Origin of the sequence: Niallia sp. MER 6, from assembly GCF_023714395.1 — a bacterium.
Classification (GTDB): Bacteria; Bacillota; Bacilli; order Bacillales; family Cytobacillaceae; genus Niallia.
In genome coordinates, this window is record NZ_JAMAUK010000016.1 from 74,970 (window position 1) to 101,734 (window position 26,765).

General features: G+C 36.9%; 29 protein-coding genes and 1 pseudogene. 3 read left to right on the top strand and 27 right to left on the bottom strand.

Annotated elements, in window-relative coordinates:
• Nucleotides 1–2: 2 nt before the first annotated feature.
• From M3600_RS17975 to M3600_RS18045, 15 genes and pseudogenes are all read right to left on the bottom strand, one after another.
• Nucleotides 3–548, bottom strand: a complete 546-nt coding sequence (locus M3600_RS17975) for a nucleoside/nucleotide kinase family protein (RefSeq protein WP_233315564.1) — start codon at nt 546–548, stop codon at nt 3–5.
• A gap of 27 nt (nt 549–575) precedes the next feature.
• Nucleotides 576–1,184, bottom strand: a complete 609-nt coding sequence (locus tag M3600_RS17980; protein ID WP_237944035.1) for a transglutaminase-like domain-containing protein — start codon at nt 1,182–1,184, stop codon at nt 576–578.
• 54 nt (nt 1,185–1,238) lie between these two features.
• Nucleotides 1,239–1,436, bottom strand: a complete 198-nt coding sequence (locus tag M3600_RS17985) for an acetyltransferase (protein ID WP_233315566.1) — start codon at nt 1,434–1,436, stop codon at nt 1,239–1,241.
• Between the two features lie 109 nt (nt 1,437–1,545).
• Nucleotides 1,546–2,181, bottom strand: coding sequence for a GyrI-like domain-containing protein (locus M3600_RS17990; protein ID WP_251646957.1), 636 nt, complete (start codon nt 2,179–2,181; stop codon nt 1,546–1,548).
• Nucleotides 2,178–3,068 (bottom strand): anti sigma factor C-terminal domain-containing protein, encoded by an 891-nt coding sequence (locus tag M3600_RS17995; protein ID WP_251646959.1) that lies wholly within the window; start codon nt 3,066–3,068, stop codon nt 2,178–2,180. The genes M3600_RS17990 and M3600_RS17995 overlap by 4 nt, the downstream gene beginning before the upstream one ends.
• Before the next feature lie 140 nt (nt 3,069–3,208).
• A complete protein-coding gene (locus tag M3600_RS18000) occupies nt 3,209–3,943 on the bottom strand; it encodes a polysaccharide deacetylase family protein (RefSeq protein ID WP_233315664.1) in 735 nt (244 codons plus the stop codon).
• 474 nt (nt 3,944–4,417) lie between these two features.
• Nucleotides 4,418–5,014 (bottom strand): NADPH-dependent FMN reductase, encoded by a 597-nt coding sequence (locus tag M3600_RS18005; RefSeq protein WP_251646961.1) that lies wholly within the window; start codon nt 5,012–5,014, stop codon nt 4,418–4,420.
• Between the two features lie 16 nt (nt 5,015–5,030).
• Complete coding sequence (locus M3600_RS18010) at nt 5,031–6,014, bottom strand: ring-cleaving dioxygenase (RefSeq protein WP_233315570.1); 984 nt, start codon at nt 6,012–6,014, stop codon at nt 5,031–5,033.
• A 144-nt stretch (nt 6,015–6,158) separates the two neighbouring features.
• Nucleotides 6,159–6,548, bottom strand: coding sequence for a DoxX family protein (locus M3600_RS18015; RefSeq protein WP_233315571.1), 390 nt, complete (start codon nt 6,546–6,548; stop codon nt 6,159–6,161).
• Between the two features lie 90 nt (nt 6,549–6,638).
• Nucleotides 6,639–7,577, bottom strand: coding sequence for a ring-cleaving dioxygenase (locus tag M3600_RS18020; protein ID WP_233315572.1), 939 nt, complete (start codon nt 7,575–7,577; stop codon nt 6,639–6,641).
• 231 nt (nt 7,578–7,808) lie between these two features.
• Nucleotides 7,809–8,426: an NUDIX hydrolase gene (locus M3600_RS18025; protein ID WP_237944016.1), complete on the bottom strand. Its 618-nt coding sequence runs from the start codon at nt 8,424–8,426 to the stop codon at nt 7,809–7,811.
• 12 nt (nt 8,427–8,438) lie between these two features.
• The gene (locus M3600_RS18030; protein ID WP_233315574.1) at nt 8,439–8,813 is read right to left on the bottom strand and encodes a nuclear transport factor 2 family protein; all 375 of its coding nucleotides are present in this window, start codon (nt 8,811–8,813) and stop codon (nt 8,439–8,441) included.
• A gap of 14 nt (nt 8,814–8,827) precedes the next feature.
• Complete coding sequence (locus M3600_RS18035; RefSeq protein WP_233315575.1) at nt 8,828–9,076, bottom strand: hypothetical protein; 249 nt, start codon at nt 9,074–9,076, stop codon at nt 8,828–8,830.
• A 241-nt stretch (nt 9,077–9,317) separates the two neighbouring features.
• Nucleotides 9,318–10,224, bottom strand: a pseudogene (locus M3600_RS18040) (DMT family transporter).
• 99 nt (nt 10,225–10,323) lie between these two features.
• The gene (locus M3600_RS18045; RefSeq protein ID WP_251646963.1) at nt 10,324–11,232 is read right to left on the bottom strand and encodes a DMT family transporter; all 909 of its coding nucleotides are present in this window, start codon (nt 11,230–11,232) and stop codon (nt 10,324–10,326) included.
• A gap of 124 nt (nt 11,233–11,356) precedes the next feature.
• On the opposite strand from M3600_RS18045, the gene M3600_RS18050 reads away from it, so the two are divergent.
• Nucleotides 11,357–12,238: a LysR family transcriptional regulator gene (locus M3600_RS18050; protein WP_237944010.1), complete on the top strand. Its 882-nt coding sequence runs from the start codon at nt 11,357–11,359 to the stop codon at nt 12,236–12,238.
• A 59-nt stretch (nt 12,239–12,297) separates the two neighbouring features.
• Here M3600_RS18050 and M3600_RS18055 read toward each other — a convergent pair whose 3' ends face one another.
• From M3600_RS18055 to M3600_RS18080, 6 genes are all read right to left on the bottom strand, one after another.
• On the bottom strand, nt 12,298–13,293 hold the full coding sequence (locus M3600_RS18055) for a glycosyl hydrolase family 18 protein (protein WP_396953825.1): 996 nt from the start codon (nt 13,291–13,293) through the stop codon (nt 12,298–12,300).
• A 364-nt stretch (nt 13,294–13,657) separates the two neighbouring features.
• Entirely contained in the window at nt 13,658–14,104 is a 447-nt protein-coding gene (locus M3600_RS18060; RefSeq protein ID WP_251646965.1) for a GNAT family N-acetyltransferase, read from the bottom strand.
• A 75-nt stretch (nt 14,105–14,179) separates the two neighbouring features.
• Complete coding sequence (locus tag M3600_RS18065) at nt 14,180–14,557, bottom strand: VOC family protein (protein ID WP_233315581.1); 378 nt, start codon at nt 14,555–14,557, stop codon at nt 14,180–14,182.
• A gap of 155 nt (nt 14,558–14,712) precedes the next feature.
• The gene (locus M3600_RS18070) at nt 14,713–15,678 is read right to left on the bottom strand and encodes a DUF4097 family beta strand repeat-containing protein (protein ID WP_237944004.1); all 966 of its coding nucleotides are present in this window, start codon (nt 15,676–15,678) and stop codon (nt 14,713–14,715) included.
• A complete protein-coding gene (locus M3600_RS18075; RefSeq protein ID WP_237944002.1) occupies nt 15,679–16,278 on the bottom strand; it encodes a DUF1700 domain-containing protein in 600 nt (199 codons plus the stop codon).
• Nucleotides 16,271–16,591, bottom strand: coding sequence for a PadR family transcriptional regulator (locus M3600_RS18080; RefSeq protein ID WP_233315584.1), 321 nt, complete (start codon nt 16,589–16,591; stop codon nt 16,271–16,273). Before M3600_RS18080 ends, M3600_RS18075 begins: the two co-directional genes overlap by 8 nt.
• A gap of 271 nt (nt 16,592–16,862) precedes the next feature.
• On the opposite strand from M3600_RS18080, the gene M3600_RS18085 reads away from it, so the two are divergent.
• A complete protein-coding gene (locus M3600_RS18085) occupies nt 16,863–17,330 on the top strand; it encodes a flavodoxin domain-containing protein (RefSeq protein ID WP_233315585.1) in 468 nt (155 codons plus the stop codon).
• Entirely contained in the window at nt 17,320–18,204 is an 885-nt protein-coding gene (locus M3600_RS18090; RefSeq protein ID WP_237944000.1) for a hypothetical protein, read from the top strand. Before M3600_RS18085 ends, M3600_RS18090 begins: the two co-directional genes overlap by 11 nt.
• Nucleotides 18,205–18,279: 75 nt before the next feature.
• Here M3600_RS18090 and M3600_RS18095 read toward each other — a convergent pair whose 3' ends face one another.
• The 6 genes from M3600_RS18095 to M3600_RS18120 form a co-directional block, all read right to left on the bottom strand.
• A complete protein-coding gene (locus M3600_RS18095; RefSeq protein WP_396953826.1) occupies nt 18,280–20,022 on the bottom strand; it encodes an ABC transporter ATP-binding protein in 1,743 nt (580 codons plus the stop codon).
• An 85-nt stretch (nt 20,023–20,107) separates the two neighbouring features.
• Nucleotides 20,108–21,865 (bottom strand): ABC transporter ATP-binding protein, encoded by a 1,758-nt coding sequence (locus tag M3600_RS18100; RefSeq protein WP_237943998.1) that lies wholly within the window; start codon nt 21,863–21,865, stop codon nt 20,108–20,110.
• A gap of 288 nt (nt 21,866–22,153) precedes the next feature.
• On the bottom strand, nt 22,154–23,605 hold the full coding sequence (cls, locus tag M3600_RS18105) for a cardiolipin synthase (protein WP_237943996.1): 1,452 nt from the start codon (nt 23,603–23,605) through the stop codon (nt 22,154–22,156).
• Nucleotides 23,606–23,801: 196 nt separating this feature from the next.
• On the bottom strand, nt 23,802–24,305 hold the full coding sequence (locus M3600_RS18110; protein WP_237943994.1) for a MarR family winged helix-turn-helix transcriptional regulator: 504 nt from the start codon (nt 24,303–24,305) through the stop codon (nt 23,802–23,804).
• 312 nt (nt 24,306–24,617) lie between these two features.
• The gene (locus tag M3600_RS18115; protein ID WP_237944212.1) at nt 24,618–25,292 is read right to left on the bottom strand and encodes an NAD(P)H-dependent oxidoreductase; all 675 of its coding nucleotides are present in this window, start codon (nt 25,290–25,292) and stop codon (nt 24,618–24,620) included.
• Nucleotides 25,293–25,454: 162 nt separating this feature from the next.
• Complete coding sequence (locus M3600_RS18120) at nt 25,455–26,537, bottom strand: transposase (RefSeq protein WP_251646966.1); 1,083 nt, start codon at nt 26,535–26,537, stop codon at nt 25,455–25,457.
• Between the last annotated feature and the right edge of the window lie 228 nt (nt 26,538–26,765).

The window sequence follows — 26,765 nt, forward strand, 5'->3', positions numbered from 1 at the left end:
TACTACTTCCGCTCCTGTTTTATGTTAGTAAATATCCTAGCTGTTATTTCTTCCAGCTGTAATGTACCATCGATTACTATATCAGCGCTTGGCTTTACTTTTTCAACCATGACTTGATATGCGCGTCTGCCTTCATTCAAGTAACTTTGACAATTTGTTCGTATTTCAGTAATAGAGCTAAACTCATCACGAACTATCCTTCGGGCCATCGCAATATCTAACGGAGTGTCTATGTAAATAGATAAATCTATCAAATGCTGCAACTGGGTATTAAGAGTGGAGAACGGATAATCTAAAATAATAATTTCAACCGCTGGATTTTCAAGTGATGAGCAAATATCGACAACAATAGGTAGAACATCCCAATCATTATAATCTCCACTTTTCTTGGCCCATTCCCCAAAGTGATGCGGTCCTTTTAACTCATAGTCATCAAAATGAATAAGTTGCACTCCTTTATTCCACTTAGCTGCTAAGTGCTTTGCTACTGCCGTTTTGCCGCCGCCAGACACAGCAGCAATAGAAATAACGTAAGGTTTATGTTTCATAAGTTTTCCTCCACCGCTCTATTAAACTCAAAGCGCTTCTGGCAAACGCTCTTTATACATGGTAATCGCATCCTTATTTTCCTTAAGGACAGCAAGTACCTTCGGATGTGGATGAACGTATATGACAGGATAGTCCACTTCACCAAGCTCCTCGTTGATAGTAAAAGCTAGTTTTTCCTTTTCAATGGAAAACTGAGCATTAACCCCTTTTTTATTGCCTCTGGCATCCAATCTAATCCATTTTGAAAGGGATTTTATATACACAGCGTTTAATGCGTGCACACAGTATCCTTCTTCAGGAGTTTGAAACAGCAGCAGCCTCTGGTAACAAAAGCCTGTTGGAATTCCTTGTGACCGCAGAATTGCTGCTAGCAAATGCGACTTAGCATAACATATGCCTTGTTTATTTGCCAACACATCTGAAGCAGCACAAGTTACGAGCTTTCCTTGTATATCCCACGAATGATAAATTTCATCACGAACAAACTCAAAAGCCTTTTTAACCTTCTCCAAGTCTGTATATGTATTAACAAACAGCTCCTCTGAGGCAGCTTGAATGAGAGGGTGAGAAAAATCAACTTCAACTTGTTCTTTTAAATAATCTTGAAGATTACTAGATTCCAGAATGAGATTCATAACTATCCTCCAGATGTATTTAGGAACAATTACATTAACTTACTATAAAAATATTCATTCTTTTATTTTGCTGGGATTTTCCACAAACGAACCAATAATATACCCGCAATCTGCACAATAGTATGACAGGATTGGCGAAGGCTCGCTTCTTCTATTTTCGTAAGCGTACATATGCAAAGCATTAACACCTGATGCGATAATCCCCTTCTTGATGTCACTTCCGTTGCAATTCGGACAGCTTGATTGATTCATATTCCCCACTCCAATCGAGGTTACTTGCTTCCTTGCAATAATCATACAAATATTGGTAGGTTTTAGTCAACCATATAAAAAGGGAACTGACTAAGTTCCCTTTTCCCCCTTATATTTCTGTTTGCATATGACTAATCTTATATCTTAATACTGTTTTTAATTTCGCTGAAGCTGCCTTTCTCGCATCAGATAAATATATTTCCCGGTGTTCAAGGGATATTCTCTCTAAGTTATTATTCTTAGTAAACTCATGCATTATCGCGAAGGTTTCGGGTTCATTATCATATGGACCTACATGGAGCATCTGCACACATTCTTCTTGTTCTGCTGTTTGGAAATATGCATCCTCCAGATAAGGATGAGGCTTCTTTTTCTTTACTTGTTCCATTACTAATTGGGCTAATTCTTCTGATACAAAGTCCGGCTGCCTGATCATAATCGTGTATAAAAATTCATCTTTATTTAATTCCTGCAGCTGCCTGCCTTTTTCTGTTAAGCTCCATATCCCTTCTAAAGGATAAACAGTATATTCGAAATACCCTTGAGGTGTATAGCCGCCTTTTGGCATCATCCGAATTGCATATGCAAGGGAATATAAGACCTTAATCTTTTCTGCAAATTCTTCTCCATTCGGATTTCCTTGTCCATCTATCATAAAAAACTTTTGCTCTGGAACAGTCACAAGCTCTGGTTTTGCTTTTGGCAAGTACAACCCCTTTTCATGTTTTCGCCATTCATGCTTCAAAGTGCCTGATCCTCCTTTTGTTGAGTAATTTTAGCGCCAATTGTAGATGCTCTGATTATCTTTAATTTCGCTAGAGTCTGCAGCTGTTCCGGTGTTCCAGAAACAACGGTACCTCTTGCCTTAATATCCGTAACAGATGGGGCAGAGGTTTTGTTAAGCGCTGTTAAAATAAGCTGAGCTTCCTTGCGATATGTCTCTTCCTGCATTTGTTTTGCTAGCTTATTAAGAAAAAGCTGCCCTTTTATTTCGAATCCAGGCCCATTTACTGGAAAACCGATAGCCGAATGCCCTTCCACATATGTGGTGTAATCTTCTGATTGTCCTTCCTCTTCTTTTAATTTTTTATCAACCGCTGAATCCAATTCGACCCATAGCCAATTAACATGCTTGGTGCCTAAAATATCTTCCAGCTCTGTTAATGAATAAGGCTTATCAAAGGAAATTGCGGCCTCCATCAATGTGTTTGTATCTTCTGTAACTGCTTTGTTCAGTTCTTGAGGAAGTGTAGCATACTCTACTTTCGGATCAAAAAAAAGCAGTTCATTACTTTCTTCGCCCTCAACCTTCATCTCTGCGGAACTTATCAATTCCTCACTCCCAAGAACGTTTACCTTTTGCTCCATTGAACCAGACAAAATAATCTGATTTCCAACCTTTTTTTCCATTTGAAAATACGCAACTGCACTTAATAAATGATACTCCTTTCCATTACTCTTCCATTCTGTATTTGCACCCTTCACTTCATTTAAGACCATATTTTCCTGTTCCACTTGCCTTTTTAGATTAAGTATTGCTGCTGTGTAAATACAACCTATGATAATACATAATGCGATACCACCTATTAATAGCTGTCTATTTTTACTAATAGAAAGTTTCGTTAAAGTCATTCCTTTACATCCCCCCCTTTAATTAAGCTGCTTTTTTCTATCATATCTTATCTGATGGTAAGCGTCTTCACTTTAGCAAAAAATGCCATATAATATTCATATTTTTCGCCAGCTTGGCAAAGAGTACACACCATTCCACCCTAATTTCCTTCCACTATTTTTGTAAATTCATCCAATGAGGTTGTGTACTTAATATAAATACGAGGCAGCAGATACTCCCCATCTTTCAAGCCTTCGTTAGCGTAATAGGCAGGAGTTGTAGTAAGTCCAAATTTATAGTACCTCTTTGCTTGCTCCATAACGCTACTGTTAAAGCTCCCATACGGATAGGCAACTGCTATCACTGGTTTGCCAGTAATCGTTTGAATAGTGTCTCGCGATCCTTTTAGTTCTGCTCGATAGTTTGTTATTTTTGTTAAATCAGGGTGTGTTGCTGTATGAGACTGGATGGAGATAATCCCGGAATCAGCAAGTTCTTTTAGTTCTGCATTCGATAACCGATTAGAGCGACCAATAAAATCTGCGATAACAAAAAATGTTGCAGTCGGTTGGAATTGCTCTGTTTTCAATTTCCGAAAAATCTTATATACTTCCCAGTTATTTTTGTATCCATCATCAAATGTAAGAAAAATCGGCTTGTTAACCTTTGAAATGTCCTGCCAGCGCTCAAATGTTAATAAAGTGAAGCCAGCTTTTCGTAAATATTCAATTTGCTTTTCAAAGTTTTCAGGAGTAACATACAACTCTTTGGAGCCTTGTCCGGAAAATTCGTCAATTGAATGATAAATTAAGATTGGCACTTTTTGTTGAGCGGAAACAGAAGGTGGTATAACAAGGATGGTAAAAAGGAAAAGAAATATTCTAAGCATTTTCATCAATACAACCTCACCTTATTTTCTTTTTCTGTAGTTTCTCGCTATTAGTGGCTAATTATGTTTAGCCTTACTAGATAAGGTAATGGTCAAAGAGAAAATTTCAGTAGGTTAAATCTGTTATTAATGTTAATATTTTGTATAAGGAAGGAGCGTTTCCTATTTGTACAAACACAAACTTAATACAATAATAATTACAAGCATTTTTATTCTCATCATTGGTGTATTAGCTATTAACTTGATTGTTAAAAATCATCAGGAAAATAACCTTATTATTGAGAAATGTTTTGATCATTTCGAGAAGGTTGAGTCGGTAGTAATTAAGAAGGATAGTTTCTGGTCTCCAGTTACTTGTGAAAAAAAATAGATATATTACCTCAATAATCAGTGGGTAAGAAACTATAGAAAAGGATTCAATCAGCATTCTTCCAAAAAAAAGCCTGTGCACTGAAGCACAAGCTTTTTTTACTAACTAATTTATTTACGGATTGTTTTTAGAGCAGTAGACCATGGAATTACTTGGTCTAGCATTTGGTTAACAGAATCTGCTTGCACTTCTTTCGGTTTAAATTCTGTGCCGTTTTCAAAATCAGTGAACAAGGACAATGCTGGATGAACACGAACATCTGCAACTAGCAGCTCACCTAAAATGCCGCGTAAATGTTCTGCAGCGCGTGCTCCTCCGACTGAGCCGTACGATATAATTCCTGCTGCTTTGTTATTCCATTCATCACGCAGGAAGTCTAAAGCATTTTTTAAAGCACCTGTAATGGAGTGGTTGTATTCCTGCACAATAAACACGAATCCATCTTGTTTAGCAATAATTTCTGACCATGCTGCTGCACCTGATGCGTCTGCTCCTGGCTCACCAAGGAATGGCAATTTATAATCTGCAATATCAATGATTGTGTAGTTTGCGTCACCGCGTTTGTCTGCTAGTTCTTTTACCCATGCTCCTACTTGTGGACTTACACGTCCCTCACGAGTTGATCCTAATACGATTCCAATATTTAATTTTTCCATTTTTACTACCTCCTCTTGTTTTGTTCCAAATAATTTATTGAAAAAACCCATGTTCATTCCCCTTTTATTACAAGTATTCTTTGTCTATTTCTAAATTGCTGCGAACAGTGTTAATCGGGCGGACAAGCTTCTCAATCTCTTCCCGTTTTGATTCAAAAAATGGTGGCAGTGATAATTTTTCGCCTAGTGTTTCATATGGCTCATCCCCCATAAACCCAGGCCCATCTGTTGCTAGTTCGAATAATATTTGTGGTGCAACATTAGAGTACAGTGATCCGAAGTAGTAACGCTCTACAAACCCGGAGTTTGGCAACTTAAAGCTTGCTAAACGGCTTTGCCACTGATCTAATTCTTTGCGATCGGCAACGCGGAAGGCAGCATGGTGAACAGTACCGAAGCCTTGTCTTGCTTGTGGAAGGGTATTATTGAATTCCACAATAACTTGTGCTCCGTTGCCGCCTTCTCCCATTTCAAACAGATGGAAGGAGCCTTCCTGAGCTGCTTCTCTCATTAAAAATACTTTTTCTAACACTTCTTTGAAATAATCAAAGTAAGAGGTGCGAACAAAGATTGGGCCAAGTCCAGTAATAGCATTTTCCAATGGAACTGGACCATTTTGCCAAGGTGTACCTGCTGCAACCCCTTCATTCTGTTCATCTGAAATCAACTGATATTGCTGGTCATCAAAATCAGCAAATGAAAGTATCTTTTTCCCAAATTGTTCTTGAATACCTTTATGCTTCACATCGTATTTGTCAAAACGTTTCACCCAATACTCAAGAGCTGCATCTGTCGGCACGCGGAAGGAGGTTTTGGAAATCTCGTTTGTGCCATGCACTCCCTTTGGAATACCAGGGAAATCAAAGAATGTCATATCTGTCCCAGGACTTCCAACATCATCAGTAAAGTATAAATGATATGTTTGAATGTCATCTTGATTGACTGTTTTTTTCACGAGACGCAATCCTAAAACGTATGTGAAAAATTCATAAATTTTTTCAGCGCTGCTAGTTATAGCGGTAATGTGATGAAGTCCTTTTAACTCATTCATGTAAGTTATCCTCCTATTTTTTATCTCGATTTCGAGATATGAGCGAAAAAAATATAAATACCTTTAATTAAAATATCTCTAATTCGTGATAATTATAACATTAACTTTTATTACGGTCAATACTAGTGTACCTCTAAATTTTCATTATAAACTTAATGCAAATGCTCCTGGACCAATTAATGCAAGTCCTATTGCCACAACTATTAGCATTAGGTTATATTCAAACCCGCCACCACCAGCAGCGAAGCCTTTAGAACCATGCACCTTTACAATTGCTCCTGCCATAATAATGGTTATAATAACTGCTGCTACAGGTAAAAACAAACCGAGAATCATTAAAATCCCACTTACAAATTCGCCCAGACCGCTTAAAAACGCTGCCGGAATACCTGGCTTTACACCGATTGACTCAAACCATCCGCCTGTTCCTTTAATACCATGTCCTCCAAATAAGCCAAACAGCTTCTGAGATCCATAATATAAAAACACAATTCCAACCATTATTCTAATTATAAGCAAACCTACATCTTCCATTACTATCTTCTCCTTTTTTATTCCATTTTATTTTACGAATGCTATCTAAAAACCTGGCGGGTGAAGCCATTGAAAATGGCTTCTGCCCTGTTAATCAAGTGGTCTTACTTCTATCGGAATAAGCACTTTTTCAAGCTGTGCTCTATGCTGCTCGTATTGAGCTGGCAGCTTTAAACTCTCTCCCATTGTTTGTTGAGATTCATCATGCGCAAATCCTGGAGGATCTGTTGCAATCTCGAATAAAATTTCTCCGTGTTCTTTAAAGTAAATGGCATTAAAGTAGTTTCTGTCACGAACAGCTGTTACTCCATAACCATTGTCTGCAATATATTCCTGCCAATCTAAGTGGTCTGCGTCATCAATAGCACGCCATGCAATATGGTGGACTGTTCCGACTCCCATCTGACCGCGGCCAATAGATGTTAATTTCAGATCGATGATATTACCAATATCAGCTGTTGCACGGTAGCGGGCAAAATCTCCTTCTTTGCCGACTAATTCAAGACCCATCACATTTTCCAGCAAGTCAGCCGTTTTTTCTGGCTGTGCGGATAATAAAGTAGCTCCAGCAAAACCTTTTATTGCGACTTCTGGAGTCACGCCACCAAAAGTCCATGTGTTTGTTTCTCCGTCTGCTCTTTCGACTATTTCTAGATGAAGACCATGTGGGTCATCGAATTCAAGATACTGTTCTCCAAATCTCTCCATTTTAGTAAATGGTATTTGGAAACTCTCCAGCCTTTTTTCCCAGAATGCCATTGCTCCTGCTGGCACTGCATACGCAGTAACACCAACTTGCCCATCTCCGATTACTCCTTGTTTTGCTCCGGCCCATGGAAAGAAGGTGATGATGGTACCAGGTTTTCCTCCTTCATTACCAAAGTATAGATGATATGTTCCTGGATCATCGAAGTTGACTGTTTGCTTTACTAATCTTAAGCCTAGAACCCCTGCATAAAAGTCTACATTTTCTTGTGGATGGCCGACAATTGCTGTAATGTGGTGAATTCCCATTGTTTTTTTGCTCATTATTTCTTCCTCCGCTTCATTAATTCATAATCTTTAGCATTTTCCATTTCATTGTTTACTTACACTTGTAATTGCATCCACTGTTAAGTGAATTTATTTCGAATTCGAGATATTTAACAAAAATAAAAGCAAAAACTTTTTTGTTTATCTTGATTTAAGATATCTTGAATATGAGATAATAATAAAACAAATATTAGTAAGTGTCAATACAAAAAAAAACTTTTTTAAGGATTAATCAAAATAAACTGGCTCATTAGCGTTATAATGATGTTTAAAAGCTATCTGGATTTGTGCTTCTGTATTTCTTGGCAGAGATAAAGGCGGCAACGCATCCTCCGCAAAAAATTGAACTTCACTTGTTTCTATTCCAACCTCAGCATTTCCGCCAATAATTTTACAGTTTATTAGTATCTTATATACATGTGAAGGAGACGGTGGATGGCCATGAAATTTCTTATCAAACACAGCCATTAATTTTGTTGCTTTCACATCAAACCCCGATTCCTCTTTCACTTCTTTAACAGCCACTTCACTTGGTGACAGTCCAATATCTCCCCAGCCGCCAGGTAGCGCCCATTTACCGTCAGTCTTTTCTTTCACCAATAAGATTCTGTTATTTTTAAACACAGCTGCTCTAATATCTACCTTTGGGGTGGCATACCCTGTTTCATTGGCAAACAAGTCTTTAATAATAGTGGAATCCACCTCTGTATGCATAGCCATTATCTCTACACTTATTTTACGGATTGCTTCGAACCTTTCTATATCATATACATCCTTTGAATACGATAAGCCTGCTTGGGAAATCGCTTGTAGTTGCTTCGACCATTCCAGCCATTTAGGTTCCATTTACTTACCCCCTTATACTCTTATTAAATATGTAGTCATTTCCTTAATGATATTTTTACCAGCACTAACGAAGCTGTAAACATGACAGAAGGAAATTTGGCTGTTATTAGCTGTTTTATAGCTGCCGTTAGCGGCGGCCGTACTGCCATGTGTAATAATATGATGGATTCCGACTTCCACTATGTTATCAGTGCAATTTTTATTGAAGCTATCTAATACTTCTTTTTTTCCACAAATTCTGTCACTCCCTGCTATTGTCCAAATAATATCAGCAGCGAAAGTTGCTTCCAGCTCAAAAATGTCTTTTTTTGCGGAAGCTATAAGATGATTTTGGATAAAAAGCTTCTTAGGGGAGTTCCCACAATCTTTTGCACTCACTACTTTCATGCTACCCCCCCTTATTAATTAAATGCCCCAGAACTATACTTATCCACCAACAATGACTGAATATATTCTCTGCATTCAGCAGACAAAAATGATCTTTTGGCATGTATAAGATCTCCGTACGGCATAGCTCCGACAAATTTCACCTCGCCGGCAAAGTTTTTCTCTAAGTTAGCATCAAAACCTGCTAACTTTACAAATATAGTTTGCTGACCTGTCTTTTCAAAGTCTATTATGGTCAGCTCATGATGACGTGCTTGTGACATTTGTTACCCCCTGATTGAAATTACTCCTATATGTTCATTTTATAAAAAGGCTATATCCACATTATTATGTTCAGGCGCGGGATGCAAGCAAAAATAACAAATTTCTTGGTTTTAATCCTTCGCAGCTTATGTAATATTCCACATTTTGTATTTTTTGATAGATTTTAATAAAATTTATAGTTTGCCGGCAAAAAATCAAAGAGCCTTTTACACACAAAAGGCTCTTTTCATGGAGATAAATTTATCCTTCTATTTGAGTTTTCACTCGTCTTGGTTTCAGCTTAATATTCACAAAACAGATACTGATGATGATACAGATAAGTCCAAGCACAAGCTTGAAAGTAATCGATTCATTTAAAACGATAGAGCTGCAAAAAATCGCAATCAGCGGGATGAGAAAGGTGTAGGAACCTACTTTGCTTGCTTCTCCAGAGCCTACTAGGGTGAAGTAAGTAAGCAAGCCACCCAAAGGCGATGACAAAGATGGAAATGAACAGCAAATTAGCAATAAACGGCATTTGCCACTCAATACTTGACCAGCTTTCTATGCTTGAACCTACACCTAACAGGAAAAGCCCTCCAATGAGGAGCTGCATTGTGACCATCCAAATAGAATCAACAGAACTACCTGTCTTCTTAACAAATACAGTTCCTAATCCCCAGCCAATTGCTGAACCAAGCGCAAGTAGAATACCAAGCATAGAGATATCACCTGTTAACCCGCCAGTACTGATAATGGCAACACCAGCAAAGCCAAGTATCAAGCCGATGATTTTCCACCCGTACATAGACTCTCCAAGCCAAATCCATGAGAATATTCCCAGCAGAACTGGTTCAATAAAGACGATGCTTGAAAATAATCCAGCTGGCATATAGCCTAAGCCTACTGTTTGAAATCCGTAAAATATGATGATGTTTAATATTGCAGAAATTACGTATAAGTGCCATGTTTCTTTAAATCTTAATTGCTTTATTCTTGGCAATGCAAACACAAGCAATATCAATCCTCCAAGTACTGTTCTAATTCCTGCAAACAGCAATGGAGGTGTGTAGCTAAGCGCCATTTTAGATAACGGCCAGTTGACTCCCCAGACAATAACGAGAAAAGTCAGAAGCAATACTGTTCTTGTTCGAGATATTTTATTCATCGGTTTAACCTCTCCCCTATGTTTAAAAGCAGTATTTCTCCCATGAAAAGAGTATCTCAAACGTGTTCAGACTACAAATAATACGCTCTATTGTGATTTTTACACAGGCTGTTTTGTCTTTAGTTCAACTTGCTGCTTCCTTTTTGCTTTTCCTATCTTATCTGTGTTCATACTTGCGGTCAACACGCCACAAAGCACAAGTAATGCCCCTACATATCCTTGCAGGCCGATATTTTCCTGGAGAAAAACAAAGGCAAACACGGCTGCAAAAATCGGCTCCAGCGCAAATAAAAAACCTGTCATTTCAGGTGTAGTATGCTTTTGCGCAATCGGCTGCATTACAAAACCATATGCAGAACAAATCAGCGCTAAACCGAGAATTGCCAACCAATCCATCCCCGCTTGAGGCAGCGTGAGATTATCAAATAGGAATATCCCGCTAATCGCAGCATAAATGGCCGCAAAACCAAGCTGATACACACCGAGCTTTAATGGATCTGCTACCTTTATAAAGCGGTTTGTCACGATAATATGCACTGCATAAAAAAGTGCTCCAGCTAAACAGTAGAGAGCTCCAGCTGACAAGGCAAAGTCATCGCCTAATGACAGAAGCGAAAGTCCGATAGACACAATGATAACTCCTAAAGTAATCTTTGTACTTGGCCATTTCCGATTAATAATTGCTTGCAAAACAGGAACTAAAATCACTGTTGTGCTAGTCAGGAAACCTGCAGTGGATGCGGTGGTGCTTTTCATTCCAATTGAAAGAAACATAAAAATTCCTAATAAAAGCAATCCTGTAATCATACTATTTTTCAATGTCTTCCTATCTATTGGAAAAATCCGTTTTGAAAACAATAAAGCCATTACGATAAATGCAATCCCAAATCGCAGGGACACCATTGTCATAGGTGATACGGTATCAGCCAAAAGCTTCATAAAAATATATGAAGTTCCCCATCCCATCGAGACAGTAGCTAAAATCAAATTTGCCTTTTTTTGTGTCATAGTGCCTAAGCCCTTCCCTCTACTTATATTCTTCTGGATTTATATTAGCAACTGTATTTACATTAGTAAAACGAATATTTATAATTTAACCATTAGAAACCCTAATGCTTTAGGAGGGATGGAAATGAATCCATATTACGCCTTTATCAAAGCGATTGAAACAGGCAGTTTTACGAAAGCTGCCGAACAGCTTGGCTATACGCAATCAGCCGTCAGTCAAATGATACATACACTTGAAAAAGAGCTTTCATCTACATTAATCATACGATCTCGAACAGGGATAACACTGACCCCTGACGGAGAAGAACTTCTCCCATTCATCAGGAAAATATATAATTCTCATCGAGAGCTGATTGAGAGACGAAAAGAAATGGAAGGTCTTGAAAGCGGGCTTATACGGATTGGCACCTTTTCGAGTGTCTCCAGCCAGTGGCTACCAAGACTAATGAAGGATTTTAAAGAGAATTATCCAGCTGTTCATTTTGAACTGCATCAAGGAGATTATACGGACATCGCCAATTGGATTAAAGAAGGAAGTGTCGATTTTGGCTTTGTAAATCCATATGGAATAACAAATCTGACAATAATCAGATTACAAGCTGATGATATGCTTGCTGTCTTGCCAGTAGATCATCCATTGGCAAGCCTTGATCGTATTCCCCTCCACAGCTTGACCGAAGATCCCTTCATTCTGTTAGAGGAAGGTGAAGTCAGTGAAGCTTTGACTACTTTTGAGCAACACCGTTTTGAACCAAATATTCACTACCACGTACATGATGACTATACGATTATGTCCATGATAGAACAGGGACTTGGCATTTCTATTTTGCCTGGTCTTGTGCTCCAAAGATGCCCTTACCGCATCAGCACAAAACCACTCATCCCTTCTGTTGTACGCACCATCAGCCTTGCATACAAAGACAAACGAGTACTGCCGATTGCCTGCAGGCATTTTATTGATTTTGTATTAGAGAGATATCGGGAGCCTAAAGTCATTAAAAAATAGAATTAAAAACAGAGACAATTTGAAGAATTGTCTCTGTTTTAGTTCATAGAATAGTAAACTTATTTAATCCCTTGCTGAATCGCTTTCCAAAAGCTTGTTGATTCATGGCCAAGTGCATAGACTGATACACCGCCAAGTTTATATTTTTTTACGAGTTTTGTTTTCTTCTCAATGGTTAATACATTTTCATACCAGACAACATGCTTTTGCTTCTGATTATCATTATAAGTAAAAAATACAGACGCTGTCACTTTATCATATGTAGGTTTTACTTTATGTTTTTTCAAAAGCTCCTGAATATAATCCCACTGCACTAGTTTATTTTGTGCAGAGTCATCCAGATTCCAATCATATCCATACGCTGGAATCCCCATAAGTATTTTCTTTGATTTTATATTTTTTATTGAATAGTCCAATGTATCCTGTAACCAATCTCTACTTGCTATAGAGCCAGAATCTCCCCAAGAACCATGTTCATCATACGTCATCACTTGAACATAATCGGCATATTTGCCAATTTGTTTGTAATCATACGGCCAAGTCCAATCATTCTTCTTATCATCGGATGATTTTGCCGGCACAGATACCATTGTTTTCACTTTTTCTTTATGCAGAGCGGAGGAGGCTGCTTTAATAAGATTAGAATAGTTTGAACGATCAATTGGGTTAATTGCTTCAAAATCGATATTAACTCCGCTATATCCATTTTCCTTCGATAAGCTTATCAGTTGTTTTATAAATCTATTCTTTGCTTCCTTATCCGTCATAACTATATGTGCTAACTCTGCATCAAAATCAGTTTCCCCAAAGTTAGAAATAACTGCATATGTTTTTATCTGCTTCTTTTTTGCATACCCCAGTTCATTTTCTGGTGTCGCTCCTACTATATAGCCATTTTCATTAAATGAAAAAGTATCTGTCGCTATCGTGTTTATATATTTATGAAAGGATGTCAGTGATTTATAAGAATCATTATCTCCAGTTGTATAGCCAAGGATCATTTCCTTATCTCCTTTAGCTTTAGCATTATTATAAATATAGGCACTAGCCACCATTGCTGAAACAGCGAAAATAATTATAAATATCCACGTTTTTTTCAAGTTTTTTCCTCCATTACTGCTTACATTATCCGAATAGTAATATTTTACCGTAAGATGTTAGGTTGGGGCTTATATGAAAGTAAAAAAAGAGGTTTTATCCATTTACATATCCTAATAGTTAAAGGTCATCAGGGAATTCTGATGACCTTTAACTATTAAAATATCCAATTATAGCACGGTTTTTCAGTTTTATTATTATCTCCTAGTAAAGGAAGAATTGTCAGCATATTCGCTAGAGCGACAGCATCCATGGAAAATACTTGGTAATACACAGATCAATCATTTCAGCTAGTCGGATTACTATAGAAAATATTAGCTGTTAAACTGTCCATTCATATTGAATATCAGGTAGATTCTCTTCATTTTCATGTCCTCTGCCAATGATCCTAAAACCATTCTTCTCATAAAAACGTTGTGCGTTTACATTAACTTCAAATGTATATAATGATAATTTCCCACTGGATTGTTCTTTTGCCTTGTCTAATAATGTTTGACCTATCCCGATTCCTTGATAGTCCAGATGGATATAAAGCTGGCTTATTTCCCTATCATTATAGGCAATCATTCCAACGATTTTGTTATCGGCTATCGCCAATTCTATTTTATATTTGTCAGGCAATATATCATTTAAAAAGGTAATCTGGTTTTCCATACTATGAACTTCTTTTTGACCAATAGCTTTTTCCTTGCTGTCTCTCCACATCTTGACCGTCTGGTCAGTATACATAGGATGGTAAGGGCTTATGATGTAGTTGTGTCGGGCCATACTACGATACCTCTTCTCTCCGTTTCTATTTCCTCTTCCCATATTGTTTTTTGAGGAGATACTTATTTTAACGAGTTATTTTTCCATTACTGCAAAATAGTTTTCTTCATTATCTGCAAAGTTAAATACTCGGCCAGATGGCATATTTACAATCTCGCCAACTGTTATTTTTTTGTTTACTAACTCACTGTATAATTGATCAAGATTGTCTGTGAAAAACATTAAAGATGGTGTAGCAAGATTTAATCCTGGCGACATTTTAGCAACGAATTCTTTATTATGCAAAATGATGCTCGTTTCCGCTCCTTCTTTTGGAGCAATTTCAATCCATCTCATTCCTTGATTGTTGTTTTCTTCAGAGATTACAGCAAACCCTAATTTTTCTGTCCAGAAGTTCACTGCCTCATCTTGGTTATGAACATATAACATAATTTGACCGACTCTACTAAACATTTACCTTTCACTCCTTTTAAAAGACTGTGTTTATAAACTAATATTCTTTTTTATAGAGTAAAAATCCTTCATTAACCTTTCCTGATAAAAAGGCTTCCCAACTCTGGAAAGCCCCAATACGTTACCGTATAAATTTATTTGATGTTACCCTTTCTTTATTCCAAAGTAATCTCAACATCTCCATCATTTGATTGAACGGTTAGCGTATCCTCTCCATTTACGGATTTAGACGCTTTGGAGACTATTTCTGTTCCATTAATAGTAATATCACCAAAATCATTGTCGATATCATAACTCAATTCTGATTCCTTGTTTGCTAATGCCAAGTTAATATCGCCAAATTTAGAATCTATGATTGATTGACCTAATAATTTACCTTTTATGTTGATATCGCCGTCTTTACTTTCGAGCTTAATGTCATGACTTGTAAAATCGCTTAAGTTAGTATCGCCAAACTGGTTAATCACACTTGCATTTTCTGTAATATCAATTTTACTCAACTCGGCATCTCCATCATTTATTTGGATAGCTAATTGGGCTGCTTCAATATTCGAAGCGGTAATATCGCCAAATTTGTTTTCAATCGCTAATTTATTTGATTTAACATTCTTTATTACGACATCACTATCATTAGATGCAATCTTAAAATTATTTGTAGTCACTCCATTAATGTTTGTATCTCCAAATTTACTAACAATATAAACGTCGTCAAACTCTGTACTTTCAGGAATATAAACTTTGATCTTCGTTTGTTGGATGGCCCCAGAAAAATTCATACTAAATGTAATTGCTGGAAAAGCTGTTTTATCGTTAATAATTAGTGTGTTATTTTTAATTTGATGGGTTATTTCACTGCCTTCCATTCTGTCTATTTCCAGTTTGTACTCATTAGAAGGAATTATCTCAATATCAGCATCAGCCAGATCAACTTCAAGATTTTTAAATTCATTTAATACCCATTCCTCATGCTTTCTATCTTCTAGTCCAACTGCTTTTAAGCCAGTTTCTGTTTTTATAATCGATAATTTTGCACCAGAGAAAAAGCCAATAGCAGCAAGAAGGATGCCGAGCACAATTAATCCGCTGGCAATTATCGTAATCCGTCTTACAGGTTGTTTCATTTATATTTCCTCCTTGCGTTTCATGCTAAATGTATCGAGCAGTTTTTTTAGTAATTTAACAATACTCGCGCTTACCTTTTTGGAGAATTGGACAAATGGTGAAAATAAGAGTAAGCCAATTCCCAATGCAATAATGCCTATTCCTATAAAGAAAATAGCTGTTTGCCAATCTTGCAGAATAACTGCAGCGCCAGAAATAATGCTGAATAGGCCACAAATAGGTAAGCCTATGATAAAAATGAAAAAAGTAAGAATGGTAACACCGCATACTAAAATTAATGTTACTGCTAAGCAAATGATGAATAGTGCCAATGGCAAAGCTATGGGAGAAGCTACAGTAGCCAGGATGATAAACCAAATGGCGGAGAAATTCTTCTTGGTAGTGTTTTTATGAGTATCCAAGTCCTTAGTGGCATAATCTGCAAGAATTTGGGATGCAACAAATGCTGGAGAACCTAAGCTAGCAATCACTGCTTGGGAATTTTCTGCGCCAGCCTCCTCAAAATATTGATGATAATATTCTATTGCCTCATTTACCTCCTCATCTGGCAATTTCTTAATCTTCAATCGGAGCTTTTTTAAATACTCTTCTTTAGTCATCTTTTATACCTCCTAATAGGACAGAATCAATTTTTTGCTTATGCTCCAACCATTCTTGAATAAGTTCTTGGTACTTTTCAATCCCACTATCTGTAATTCGGTAATATCGCCGATTTCTGCCTTGATATGGTTGATCATATGTTGTTAAGTAATCTTTCTTTTGAAGCCTGCGCAGTACAGGATAAAGTGTTGATTCGGAAATATCCATAATCTCACGCACTTGCTGTGTAAGGGAATAACCATATGCATCACTCTTAGCCAAGACTGCAAGAACACAGGCATCAAGTAACGAGGAACCAAGCTGAAAAGACATTTAAATGGAACACCTCCCATGTTCGTTTATAATATTATACGGCGTATAGTATTAGGATAATCATATTATACGGCGTATAGTATAAGAACGTCAAGAACCATTTCTGGATTTTTCTGGATAAATAGTAATCAATCGTTTCCTTTCTGCCACAATTGTAAAATTCATTCCCCTCTTGTCATAAAATGAATTATTTATTATGTTGACAATGATAATCATTATCACTTATAGTTAATAACAAATGAAAATTATTCTCATTTAAGAGGTGGACAGAATGAAAGTATTAATTGGATATGTAAGTTTGACGAGCAATACAGAGGATATAACTACTGTTATTAAAAATAAATTAGAATCTTTAAATTGTGACATAGACGTAGAGGAATTAGATTTAATTCCTCTTGAAAATTTATCATCATATGATCTCGTTCTTTTCGGAAGCTATACTTGGGGAGATGGGGATTTACCATACGAACTGGAGGATATGTATGATGAGCTATGTGAAATGGATTTACATGGAATGTCCTTCGGTATTTTTGGCTCTGGAGATACTTTTTATCCTGCCTTCTGTCAAGCTGTAGATACTTTGGCAGACAAAGTTAAAGAAAGAGGCGGAGAAGTATTTACCACTAGATTAAAAATCGAATTTAGTCCTGATAGTGAGGAGGAAATACAGGAATGTGAGCAATTTGCTCTTGGTGCATATGAATGGGTAAAGGAAAAGGACACTAGTCATGCACGCTAATGGAGCGACCGCTGTTGTCTCCCCTGCCCCACATGAATTTTTAGTCTCCATTAAGGGGCATGGAATCTTCTCGTATAAACATAATAAATCGAAGCTAATGATTCCATTACAAGAATCCATTTACCAGCTGAAAAGAATTGGTGAGTATATTATGGGAGTTGGTGACAAAGGCAGATATATTAAGCTTCATTTGAAAACCGGAAGATGGCGCACCTCTTCCTTCCCAACTAGTCAACGCCTGTGGAATATCGTCGGCAATGACAGCGGCTTAGTTATTACACATGCTGGCACACAATTACTAGTATCCTATGATTTCGGACAAAAATGGAATGTGATTTCGCTTTTTAAAGAACTATCCGTTAGACCAGTTATTCGCTCCTTAACATTATTTGCTGATGAAATATACATTGGAACACAAATACATAAACAAAATGGCGGTCTGTGGAAATATTCGTTATCTACCAAGGTGCTAGAAGCTTTACTTTATGAACAAGAAAAAATGGTGTCATCCATTCACGTAGATCCCACTTACCTATGGATGACAACTGGCGCATGCCAGACAAATAAAGGTACCATCTCTTTTCGAAAACATGGGGAAACCATCTGGCATTCTCTTACTTCTCAAATAGAAGAGCGTGCTTTTTTACATATGGTTCATGCTGATGATAATATGTATGTTTGTTCCAGCAAGGACGAATATGGCTATTCCCGAATCTATCAATACGATTTTTCGCACATGAGTTTAGTGCCAGTTGAAACGATAAAAGGTCATTGTTTTTCGGCAGCTGTAAGTGCAGGAGACTTATTTTTAGCTGGTGGAGAGGAGTGCAAGTGGATACAAGAAAGCTTCAAGGCAAAGAAGGTACTTCATTAATTTGGAGTTAAAGACAAAAAAGTCTATAGAATATATATCTATAGACTTTTACTAATTAATATTTTTGTAATCTTTTTAAGATGCCTCTTCAAATTGGCTATTATATAGTTCTGCATAGAAGCCGTCTTGGCTGATTAATTCTTGATGGTTACCAGCTTCGATAATATCGCCATCTTTCATTACTAAAATCAAATCGGCATTTTTTATCGTAGACAATCTGTGCGCGATAACAAAGGATGTTTTTCCTTCCGTTAGTTTATCCATTGCTTGCTGGATAAGCACCTCTGTGCGCGTATCGACTGAGCTTGTTGCTTCATCGAGAATAAGTAATGGCGCCATTTTCACCATAGCCCGGGCAATGGTAATCAGCTGCTTTTGTCCTGCAGATAAACTTGACTTGTCATTTAAAATCGTATCATATTTATCAGGCAATGTTTTAATAAAGTGATCTAGCCCTACTGCTTTGCAGGCTGCTTCTACCTCTTGATTTGATACATCATCCCTTGAATAAACAATATTATCGCGAATAGACCCCTCAAACACCCATGTATCTTGAAGCACCATACAGAACAGATCATGCAAACACTCTCTTGTCATTTGATTAGTCGAAATGCCGTCAATCGTGATTTCTCCGCCATTTAATTCATAAAATCGCATCAGTAAGTTGATTAGCGTTGTTTTTCCCGCACCTGTTGGCCCTACAATAGCAACTTTTTGCCCTGCTGCCACCTTTACAGAAAAATCCTTAATAATTAACTTATCTTCGTCATAACCAAATTGCACATGCTTAAATTCCACATTTCCATTAACATTTTCTAACTTTTCTAATTTGTTGCTTTCTTTCGCAAGCTCTTCCTCTCCTAAAAATTCAAAGACTCGTCCACTCGCTGCCGCAGTAGACTGTAAATTAGTGGCTGCTTGGGCCAGCTGTTGAAGCGGTTGTGTAAATAGCCGAATATAAAGCATAAACGCAACAATTACACCAAAGGAGATCGTGCCATTTACTGCAAGGGCAGCCCCAACAATACAAACGACTACATATCCAAAGTTTCCGATGAACATCATGAGTGGCATCATAAGACCTGACATGAATTGAGATTTCCATGCACTATCATATAATCTTGTGTTAATGACAGAAAAATCATTCTGCGCTTGTTTTTCGCCATTATATGCCTTTACCACATTATGCCCTGAATAAGTCTCCTCAATATGACCATTGAGCTTACCTAGGTCTGCTTGCTGCTGTGCAAAGTAGGTTTGAGATTTTGATATGATAAAGACCATCAATACAAACCCAACTACGGTTGAAAGCACAGCTGAAATTGCCATAATCCAGTTTGTGTAAAACATCATAATTAATGATCCTACAAACATAGTAATGGCTGTAATTAAACCACTGATGCTTTGGTTCATCGTTTGACCGACCATATCTACATCATTAGTTACTCTGCTTAACACATCTCCTGTTGTAGTCGAATCAAAATACTTCAAGGGAAGACGATTTATTTTCTCGGAAATATCATGTCTTAATTGCTTAGAAACTCTTTGTGTAACAGTCGCCATAATATAGCCTTGGATATAGTTGAAAATGAATCCTACGCCATACAAAAACACAAGTAAAATAGCAACATCGAAAACAGCGTCCATATCAATACTGCCCACTAAACCTTCTGTGATAAGATCTGTCATCTTGCTTAGCTGATTAGGGCCAACGATACTAAAGATGGCAGCCGCCATAGCAAGAATTAAGGCAATAATTATTGCTGGGAAGTAAGCCTTCGAATACGAGGCAAGCTCATTTAGGCTTTTTATATTCATGCCTTTTTGCGTGCTCTGAATGTTAGCATCTTTTGGTTGTTTATCTGGTTCCATGTTTGTATGCTCTTGACCAGCTTGACTTTTTTCATCCAATTTCAAGCTCCTCCTTTGACAATTGTGAATAAGCAATTTCTTGGTATACATCACATGTCTGCATTAATTCATCGTGTCTGCCAATTCCTACTATTTTGCCTTCATCTAGGACAAGAATGCGATCCGCGTCTTTGATTGTACCGATTCTCTGCGCAATAATAATGGAAGTAGCATCCTTAATTTCCTGCTTTAACTTAGAACGGAGGACACGGTCTGTTTTATAATCTAAAGCAGAAAAGGAATCATCGAATAGATAAATTTCAGGCAATTTATAGATGGCACGTGCAATGGATAGTCTTTGCTTCTGACCACCTGAGAGATTGGTACCACCTTGTGAAATAGCTGCCTCGTATTGCTGATCCATTTTTTCAATAAAGTCTTTTCCTTGCGCTATCTCTACGGCTCTCTTTATTTCGCTTTCAGCTTTTGTGCTTTTGTCTGCTTCACCAAAAGCAATATTGGAAGAAACGGACCCGCTGAACATAACCGCCTTTTGGGATACATAGCCTAATTTATCTCTTAACGATTCTAAATTATATTCTTTTACATTAAGACCATCCACAAGAATTTCGCCTTCTGTTGCTTCCATAAAACGAGGAATCAAGTTAACAAGGGTACTCTTTCCGCTGCCTGTAGAACCGATAATAGCAAGCGTTTCTCCCTTAGACGCTTTGAAACTTACATTCTGTAAAACATATTCAGATGCCCCAGGGTATTTAAAGCTGACATTTCGAAATTCAATTTCTGCTTCTGTAGTTCCTTCTGTTGCTGTTCCATCCTTAATGCTGACTTCCGTATCGAGAACTTCATTTATCCTCTTTGCAGAAACAGCTGCACGAGGCAGCAAAACAAAAGTAATGGAAACCATCATAAATGCCATAATTATCTGCATCGCATAAGAAGAAAATACGACCATATCAGAGAATATCGTCAGTTTATTTGTCATTGGCGCATCATTTATTAATACGGCGCCAATCCAATAAATCGCAAGACTGATTCCGGACATAATAAGCGAAATTGTCGGCATTAATATGGCCATCGTTCTCGTTGTAAACAGGTTTGTGTCTGTTAAATCGTTGTTCGCTTTTTCAAATTTACTTTGATGGAACTTAGTAGAATTGTAGGCATGAACAACACGTATTCCCGTTAAATTTTCTCTTGTAACCATGTTTAAATTATCTGTTAATGTTTGAATAACTTTGAATTTAGGTAATGCGATTAAAACTATGATAGCAATTAACACCAATAGTACGAACACAGCGACTCCAGTCGCGGCAGTCCACTGCCAAGATTTCCCCATAATCTTTAAAATAGCCCAAACCGCAAGTATCGGGGCTTTCAAAACAACTTGCAACCCAAGTATGATGAGCATTTGAACCTGCATAATATCATTTGTGGAACGAGTAATTAAACTTGCCGTAGAAAAACTAGAAAGCTCCTGCATCGAGAAGGATAAGGTTTTATCAAACACCATTCCCCTTAATCTGTTTGAAAATCTCGCTGCTACTTTTGCGGCAAAATACACAGTGATGATGGAAGCGGCCATACTTCCCACCGCACACAGCAGCATAAATCCGCCTTGGGAAAGAACATCACTAATTTCACTTCCCTCTGTTTGAACAAGCCTAGTAATTTCCGACATATAATCCGGAAGCTTCAGATCAAGCCAGACTTGCATAACAATGAATACTAACGCACATGTAATTAACAGCCAATCTTTTCTTTGAAAGTGGCTAAATATTTTTAACATTGCTGAAATCCTCCCTTTGCATAAAACCTGCTCCTTTTGTCCATTTCAAAGTCTTGTTAGGTGTTAGTTCATTTCTGATTCCGAACCTTTTAATGCTTCAACATAATGTGCTTATTCACCAGCCAAAACACAAGTAAATTTTTTACAGTAGTAACAATTTGCAAACTACATCGCACAGGATATATCGTATAATATGCATCTTATACGATATAATTTCGATTGTCAATTTTTAATAAAAGGATGTATTTTCATTAAAAAAACGGAAACTCTTCCGTTTCCGTTTCCATCTTATAAAATAGGCGCTAAAAGCCTTGATATAGCTTCTTTAAATTTTATGCTTAGTGGTCTTTCCTCATATCTTTCTATTGTTAAGTGGGAGCAGTTTTTTATATCCTCATGAAAGATATGTGCAAGCTCGTCTGCAATAGCTTTGTCATATACAGTTGCATTAACTTCGAAATTCAACTTAAAGCTTCTATTATCTATATTGGTCGTTCCAACAGACGATGTCTTTTGATCGACTACAATTGTCTTAGCATGCAAGAAGCCTTTCTCATACAAATAGATTTTAGCTCCATATGATAACAGTTCACCTGCAAATGCCCATGTGGCCCAATACACAAAGGGATGATCAGGCTTATTCGGAATCATAATACGCAAATCCACGCCAGATAAAAGGGCCATTTTACATGCGTCCATAAAACTCGCATCTGGAATAAAATACGGTGTCTGGATATAGATACTTTTCTTCGCAGACATAATAAGTCTTACATACATATTTTTTAAATGCTCTGTTTTTGAGTTTGGGCCGCTTGAAACAATTTGAACAGGACTGTTTCCGTTATGCTCCCCTTTTGTAAAGGAGAAATCCTCTCCAGCTACTTGCTCAGCTTTACTTGAATAAACCCAATCCAAGATAAATCTCGCCTGCACGTGATTAACCGCATTACCCGTAATTTTTAAGTGAGTGTCACGCCAATACCCAAACTTTTTTTTCATGCCCATATACTCATCACCAACATTAAATCCGCCTATATAAGCAATATTTCCGTCAATAATACAAAGCTTTCGATGGTTGCGATTGTTAATACGAAAGTTAATTAATCTTAGAAAAGAAGGAAAAAAAACTTCGACCTCTCCGCCATTCTTAATAATCTCTTGATAAAAAGAGGGTGATATTTTCTTCGAACCAATCGCATCAAAAAGCAAACGCACTTTAACTCCTTCCTTCGCTTTTTGAACTAATAAATCTCTTAGTTGTTTACCAAGATTATCAGGTTGAATAATATAGTATTGTATATTCACTTCTTCTTTTGCCTTCTTAATATCCTCAAAAAGCGAAGCAAATTTTTCCTGCCCAGTGGTAAAGATATTAATTTCATTATCAGTAGTTAAGAATGCATTAGAAGAGTTTAAATTCATATTAATTAAATCCGAATATTGATCCAGCATTTCATTATGCGAATAATGTTCTTTTACCGCTTCTAGCTCCCTATTAACAGCCATCTCAAAATCACTTTTTTCAAAATCAGTTAACTTATAAAAATTCTCTTTTCTCACTTGGCGGCCTAAGAAAATATAAATAAGAAAACCTACGACCGGAACAGTAAACAGTATTAATAACCAAGCCCATGTATAGCCAACATCCCTTCTTTCGAAAAAGATAACAGCAATACCAAGCGCTATATTTATAAAAGAAATTAACGAAATTAACAGCGTTATTATGTTGCTTGTTTCCATATATTCAGTATTATCCTTTCTCCTGCAATAATCATTAAAAGTTATCCATACAAAAAAACGCTATTCATGATGAAAAGCGATTATTTTAAGTATATTGCTACTTGTAAACTTATATGTATGAGGCTTGAATGCTAATTCACCTAAAGTCTTTCATAATGCCCACTACAAGTATTGTTAATAACATTACAATAGAAAATTATTGTTTATTTTCATGAGTAGGAAATAGCATTACATCAAAGGACTCATTATAGTTCATTCCTTCTGATGTCATTTTTTCTTTTACGGCTCCGACAAGCAGCTGCATTCCCTTCATAACGATTTCTTGTTCTTCGGCATTAAGCTGACTCAGCGCACCGGTTATCATTTCATTTAAATGGGTGTAATCCTTTTTGTTTATTCCATCTTCTGCACCCTTCGTTAATGTGATAACCACTGAGCGTTTATCTTTAGGATTGGGAGTTTTCTCAAGTATGCCTTTTCCGATAAGTCTTTCCACTATATCAGAAACAGAACTTTGGGTCATTTTTAAATTATGAGTTAATTGCTTAATACTTGAAGTTTTATTTGTCATTACTTCCGCAATAACCCTAATCTGCGGCACTGTAAATCCATAGCCCTCAGCTTCCTTCTGCATACTTTTTGCTATAAACCGCTGTAAAAAATCGATCGACTCTCGAAGATAATCAGCTCTTTCTAACATTTTTTCAATCCTCTCATTAACATCAGTTACGATACATCGTGTTAGATATATTTATTAAAATACATCTTACATGATGGATTTATTAATGTCAATTGCCTATCTATGGTATAACTCTTTTAAGCACATAGTATTACTTGTTTTTTTTATAATGAGAAATATAGCCAAATTTACTACTACTATTTGTTTAATTTACTCTTCAGCGTTTCCCCAAGTTTTATCTCATATTTCCCCCTTATTTTTGTGTATATGCAAAAAACAAGTCCATGCAGCCCAAACAATCGCTGCACAGACTTCTTAGTAGTCGTTTATCCATTAGTCTATCCACTGTACTACATCTTCCATAGCTCGGCGTGTTTTCGGACGGTCTGGATTTTCTGCGCGATAGCCAAAAGCAACCATAGCAGATACCGCAAGCTTGCCATTCTCCAACAAACCTTTTTCCTCCAAAAGCTGATTCACTTTTTCAGGACTAAAGCCTTCAATTGGACAAGAATCAATTCCGATTTGTGCCGCTGCTGTCATCATATTGCCAAGGGCGATATATGTTTGCTTGCTAGCCCAGTCAAACAATGCTCTATCGCTTTCCAACAGCTTCATACCCTCTTGAAAACTTTTGTACGCAGACTTCATCTTTTCAATTTTATCTTCCGGTATGTGCTTCACGTTTTTTTGCAGTTGCCATACATACTCAGAATCGTATCTTGCATCTGTCCGTGCAAGAATGATAACGAAATGACTAGCAGTCGGAAGCTGACCTTGTGCTCCCCATGCAACCTCCTTCAATCGCTCATGAAACTCCTTATTTTGCACGATAAGAAATTTCCATGGTTCATAACCAACAGAGCTTGGAGATAAACGACCAGTTTCTAGGATAAATGAAAAGTCCTCTTTAGAAATTTTCTTCGTAGGGTCAAATACCTTTGTAGCATGACGAAAGTTAAATGCATCTAAGATTTCCTGCTTTTTTGTTTCTTGACACTCCCACAGCTAAAGCAATGGGATTCTAAAGTGCTATTGCGTTCGCAATTCATTTCTGCTTTGAACTAGCCTTTAGTTAAGGGGTATGTCATTACCCCATCCTGTTACGTTCTATACACCTTTGGTGTATATGTACCTAAACAGGCGGTGTTGCTTTTACCACAACACTAGTTAGGATGCTTTTTTCTTTTTAGAAATACCACTTACACATTTTGATATATTAAGTCCAGCATTCACATCTGCATGGCTTTTATATCCACATTTTCCGCACTGAAATAGATGACGGTTTCTATTATTTTTATCAACATAACCACATTTACACATCTGCGATGTGTTATAAGGATTTACATATTGAACTTCCATGCCTTCCATCTTTGCTTTGTATTCAATGAAAGTTTGAAGTTGATATTGTGCCCAAGAATGTAGATTTCGACCTGCTTCTTTCTTTGATTTTGCTGTTTTTCTAATGCCTGTTAAATCTTCCATTCGTATTAGACGAACACCGTTCTCTAATGCGAAGTTTACGATTTTTCGGCTTATGACATGATTTAATTCCTTCATCCATTGCGATTCTTTGTTTTTAGATTTGCGAATCGCATCCAACTTTTTGTTCTGTCCAAGGACTCGTCTTTTCGAAGCATATTTCCTGCGAATAAATGCTGCCTCATTTCCTTTAAAAAACAACGAAGTTGTTCCAACCATAGCAACAGCAAGATAGTTTAACCCTACATCAATGCCCATTATTGGAGGTTTAATAGATTCAAATTTCGGTATTTTTGGTTCAAAAGAGATAGAAATGGAAACATACCAACGCCCCTTTTTCTCATACAACTCCGCTGCTCCTTGTTTTGCTTTCCCTTCCAAAACTTTATCTAACCAATGTGTTTGGTATGTTTCTATTACAACTGGTACACCAACACGTTTCTCAAGAGTAGGAAATGAAACTTTATAGAGGTTGTTTTCTTTCTCTACTTTCAAATTTTGGTTGTTGAAGCCACACCAAAAACGGCGAAAAACCTTCGCTTTTTGATTATTTTTCTTAGATTTAACCTCTCGAATGGTTTGGTTCACAATAGCCGAGGGGAATTTCCCATCAGAAAACAACTTATAAACTTTCGATGTTGCATCCTTTAGACCTTGATATTCCAATAACCAGTTCGCAAAAGATGTATTGATATTTGTCATTTCTTTGTACATCTCTTTTTTAGCTTTAGTAGGATTTAATAATTCTAGTTTCAAAGAAATTGTTTCCAAGTTTGTTCACCACCCATCGAACGTACGTTTCGTATATTATAACAACAAGAGATTCAAATGCCTAGTGGATTACTCTAAGAAATAAAAAACCATTCACTTTCTAAAATGTACCCTATAGAGTAGACACTTAAAAAAAGTCTACCTATAGGGTATTTTTTTGTATAATTATGTAACACAACTAGAGAAACATGGAGACGGAGAAAATAATGAGTAAAAAGATTTTCACAG

Coding starts and splice junctions, on each gene's coding strand:
- M3600_RS17975 (WP_233315564.1), bottom strand. CDS start 548: ATGAAACATAAACCTTACGTTATTTCTATTGCTGCTGTGTCTGGCGGC.
- M3600_RS17980 (WP_237944035.1), bottom strand. CDS start 1,184: ATGAATCTCATTCTGGAATCTAGTAATCTTCAAGATTATTTAAAAGAA.
- M3600_RS17985 (WP_233315566.1), bottom strand. CDS start 1,436: ATGAATCAATCAAGCTGTCCGAATTGCAACGGAAGTGACATCAAGAAG.
- M3600_RS17995 (WP_251646959.1), bottom strand. CDS start 3,068: ATGACTTTAACGAAACTTTCTATTAGTAAAAATAGACAGCTATTAATA.
- M3600_RS18000 (WP_233315664.1), bottom strand. CDS start 3,943: ATGAAAATGCTTAGAATATTTCTTTTCCTTTTTACCATCCTTGTTATA.
- M3600_RS18005 (WP_251646961.1), bottom strand. CDS start 5,014: ATGGGTTTTTTCAATAAATTATTTGGAACAAAACAAGAGGAGGTAGTA.
- M3600_RS18010 (WP_233315570.1), bottom strand. CDS start 6,014: ATGAATGAGTTAAAAGGACTTCATCACATTACCGCTATAACTAGCAGC.
- M3600_RS18015 (WP_233315571.1), bottom strand. CDS start 6,548: ATGGAAGATGTAGGTTTGCTTATAATTAGAATAATGGTTGGAATTGTG.
- M3600_RS18020 (WP_233315572.1), bottom strand. CDS start 7,577: ATGAGCAAAAAAACAATGGGAATTCACCACATTACAGCAATTGTCGGC.
- M3600_RS18025 (WP_237944016.1), bottom strand. CDS start 8,426: ATGGAACCTAAATGGCTGGAATGGTCGAAGCAACTACAAGCGATTTCC.
- M3600_RS18030 (WP_233315574.1), bottom strand. CDS start 8,813: ATGAAAGTAGTGAGTGCAAAAGATTGTGGGAACTCCCCTAAGAAGCTT.
- M3600_RS18035 (WP_233315575.1), bottom strand. CDS start 9,076: ATGTCACAAGCACGTCATCATGAGCTGACCATAATAGACTTTGAAAAG.
- M3600_RS18045 (WP_251646963.1), bottom strand. CDS start 11,232: ATGACACAAAAAAAGGCAAATTTGATTTTAGCTACTGTCTCGATGGGA.
- M3600_RS18050 (WP_237944010.1), top strand. CDS start 11,357: ATGAATCCATATTACGCCTTTATCAAAGCGATTGAAACAGGCAGTTTT.
- M3600_RS18055 (WP_396953825.1), bottom strand. CDS start 13,293: ATGGTGGCTAGTGCCTATATTTATAATAATGCTAAAGCTAAAGGAGAT.
- M3600_RS18060 (WP_251646965.1), bottom strand. CDS start 14,104: ATGGCCCGACACAACTACATCATAAGCCCTTACCATCCTATGTATACT.
- M3600_RS18065 (WP_233315581.1), bottom strand. CDS start 14,557: ATGTTTAGTAGAGTCGGTCAAATTATGTTATATGTTCATAACCAAGAT.
- M3600_RS18070 (WP_237944004.1), bottom strand. CDS start 15,678: ATGAAACAACCTGTAAGACGGATTACGATAATTGCCAGCGGATTAATT.
- M3600_RS18075 (WP_237944002.1), bottom strand. CDS start 16,278: ATGACTAAAGAAGAGTATTTAAAAAAGCTCCGATTGAAGATTAAGAAA.
- M3600_RS18080 (WP_233315584.1), bottom strand. CDS start 16,591: ATGTCTTTTCAGCTTGGTTCCTCGTTACTTGATGCCTGTGTTCTTGCA.
- M3600_RS18085 (WP_233315585.1), top strand. CDS start 16,863: ATGAAAGTATTAATTGGATATGTAAGTTTGACGAGCAATACAGAGGAT.
- M3600_RS18090 (WP_237944000.1), top strand. CDS start 17,320: ATGCACGCTAATGGAGCGACCGCTGTTGTCTCCCCTGCCCCACATGAA.
- M3600_RS18095 (WP_396953826.1), bottom strand. CDS start 20,022: ATGAATATAAAAAGCCTAAATGAGCTTGCCTCGTATTCGAAGGCTTAC.
- M3600_RS18100 (WP_237943998.1), bottom strand. CDS start 21,865: ATGTTAAAAATATTTAGCCACTTTCAAAGAAAAGATTGGCTGTTAATT.
- cls (WP_237943996.1), bottom strand. CDS start 23,605: ATGGAAACAAGCAACATAATAACGCTGTTAATTTCGTTAATTTCTTTT.
- M3600_RS18110 (WP_237943994.1), bottom strand. CDS start 24,305: ATGTTAGAAAGAGCTGATTATCTTCGAGAGTCGATCGATTTTTTACAG.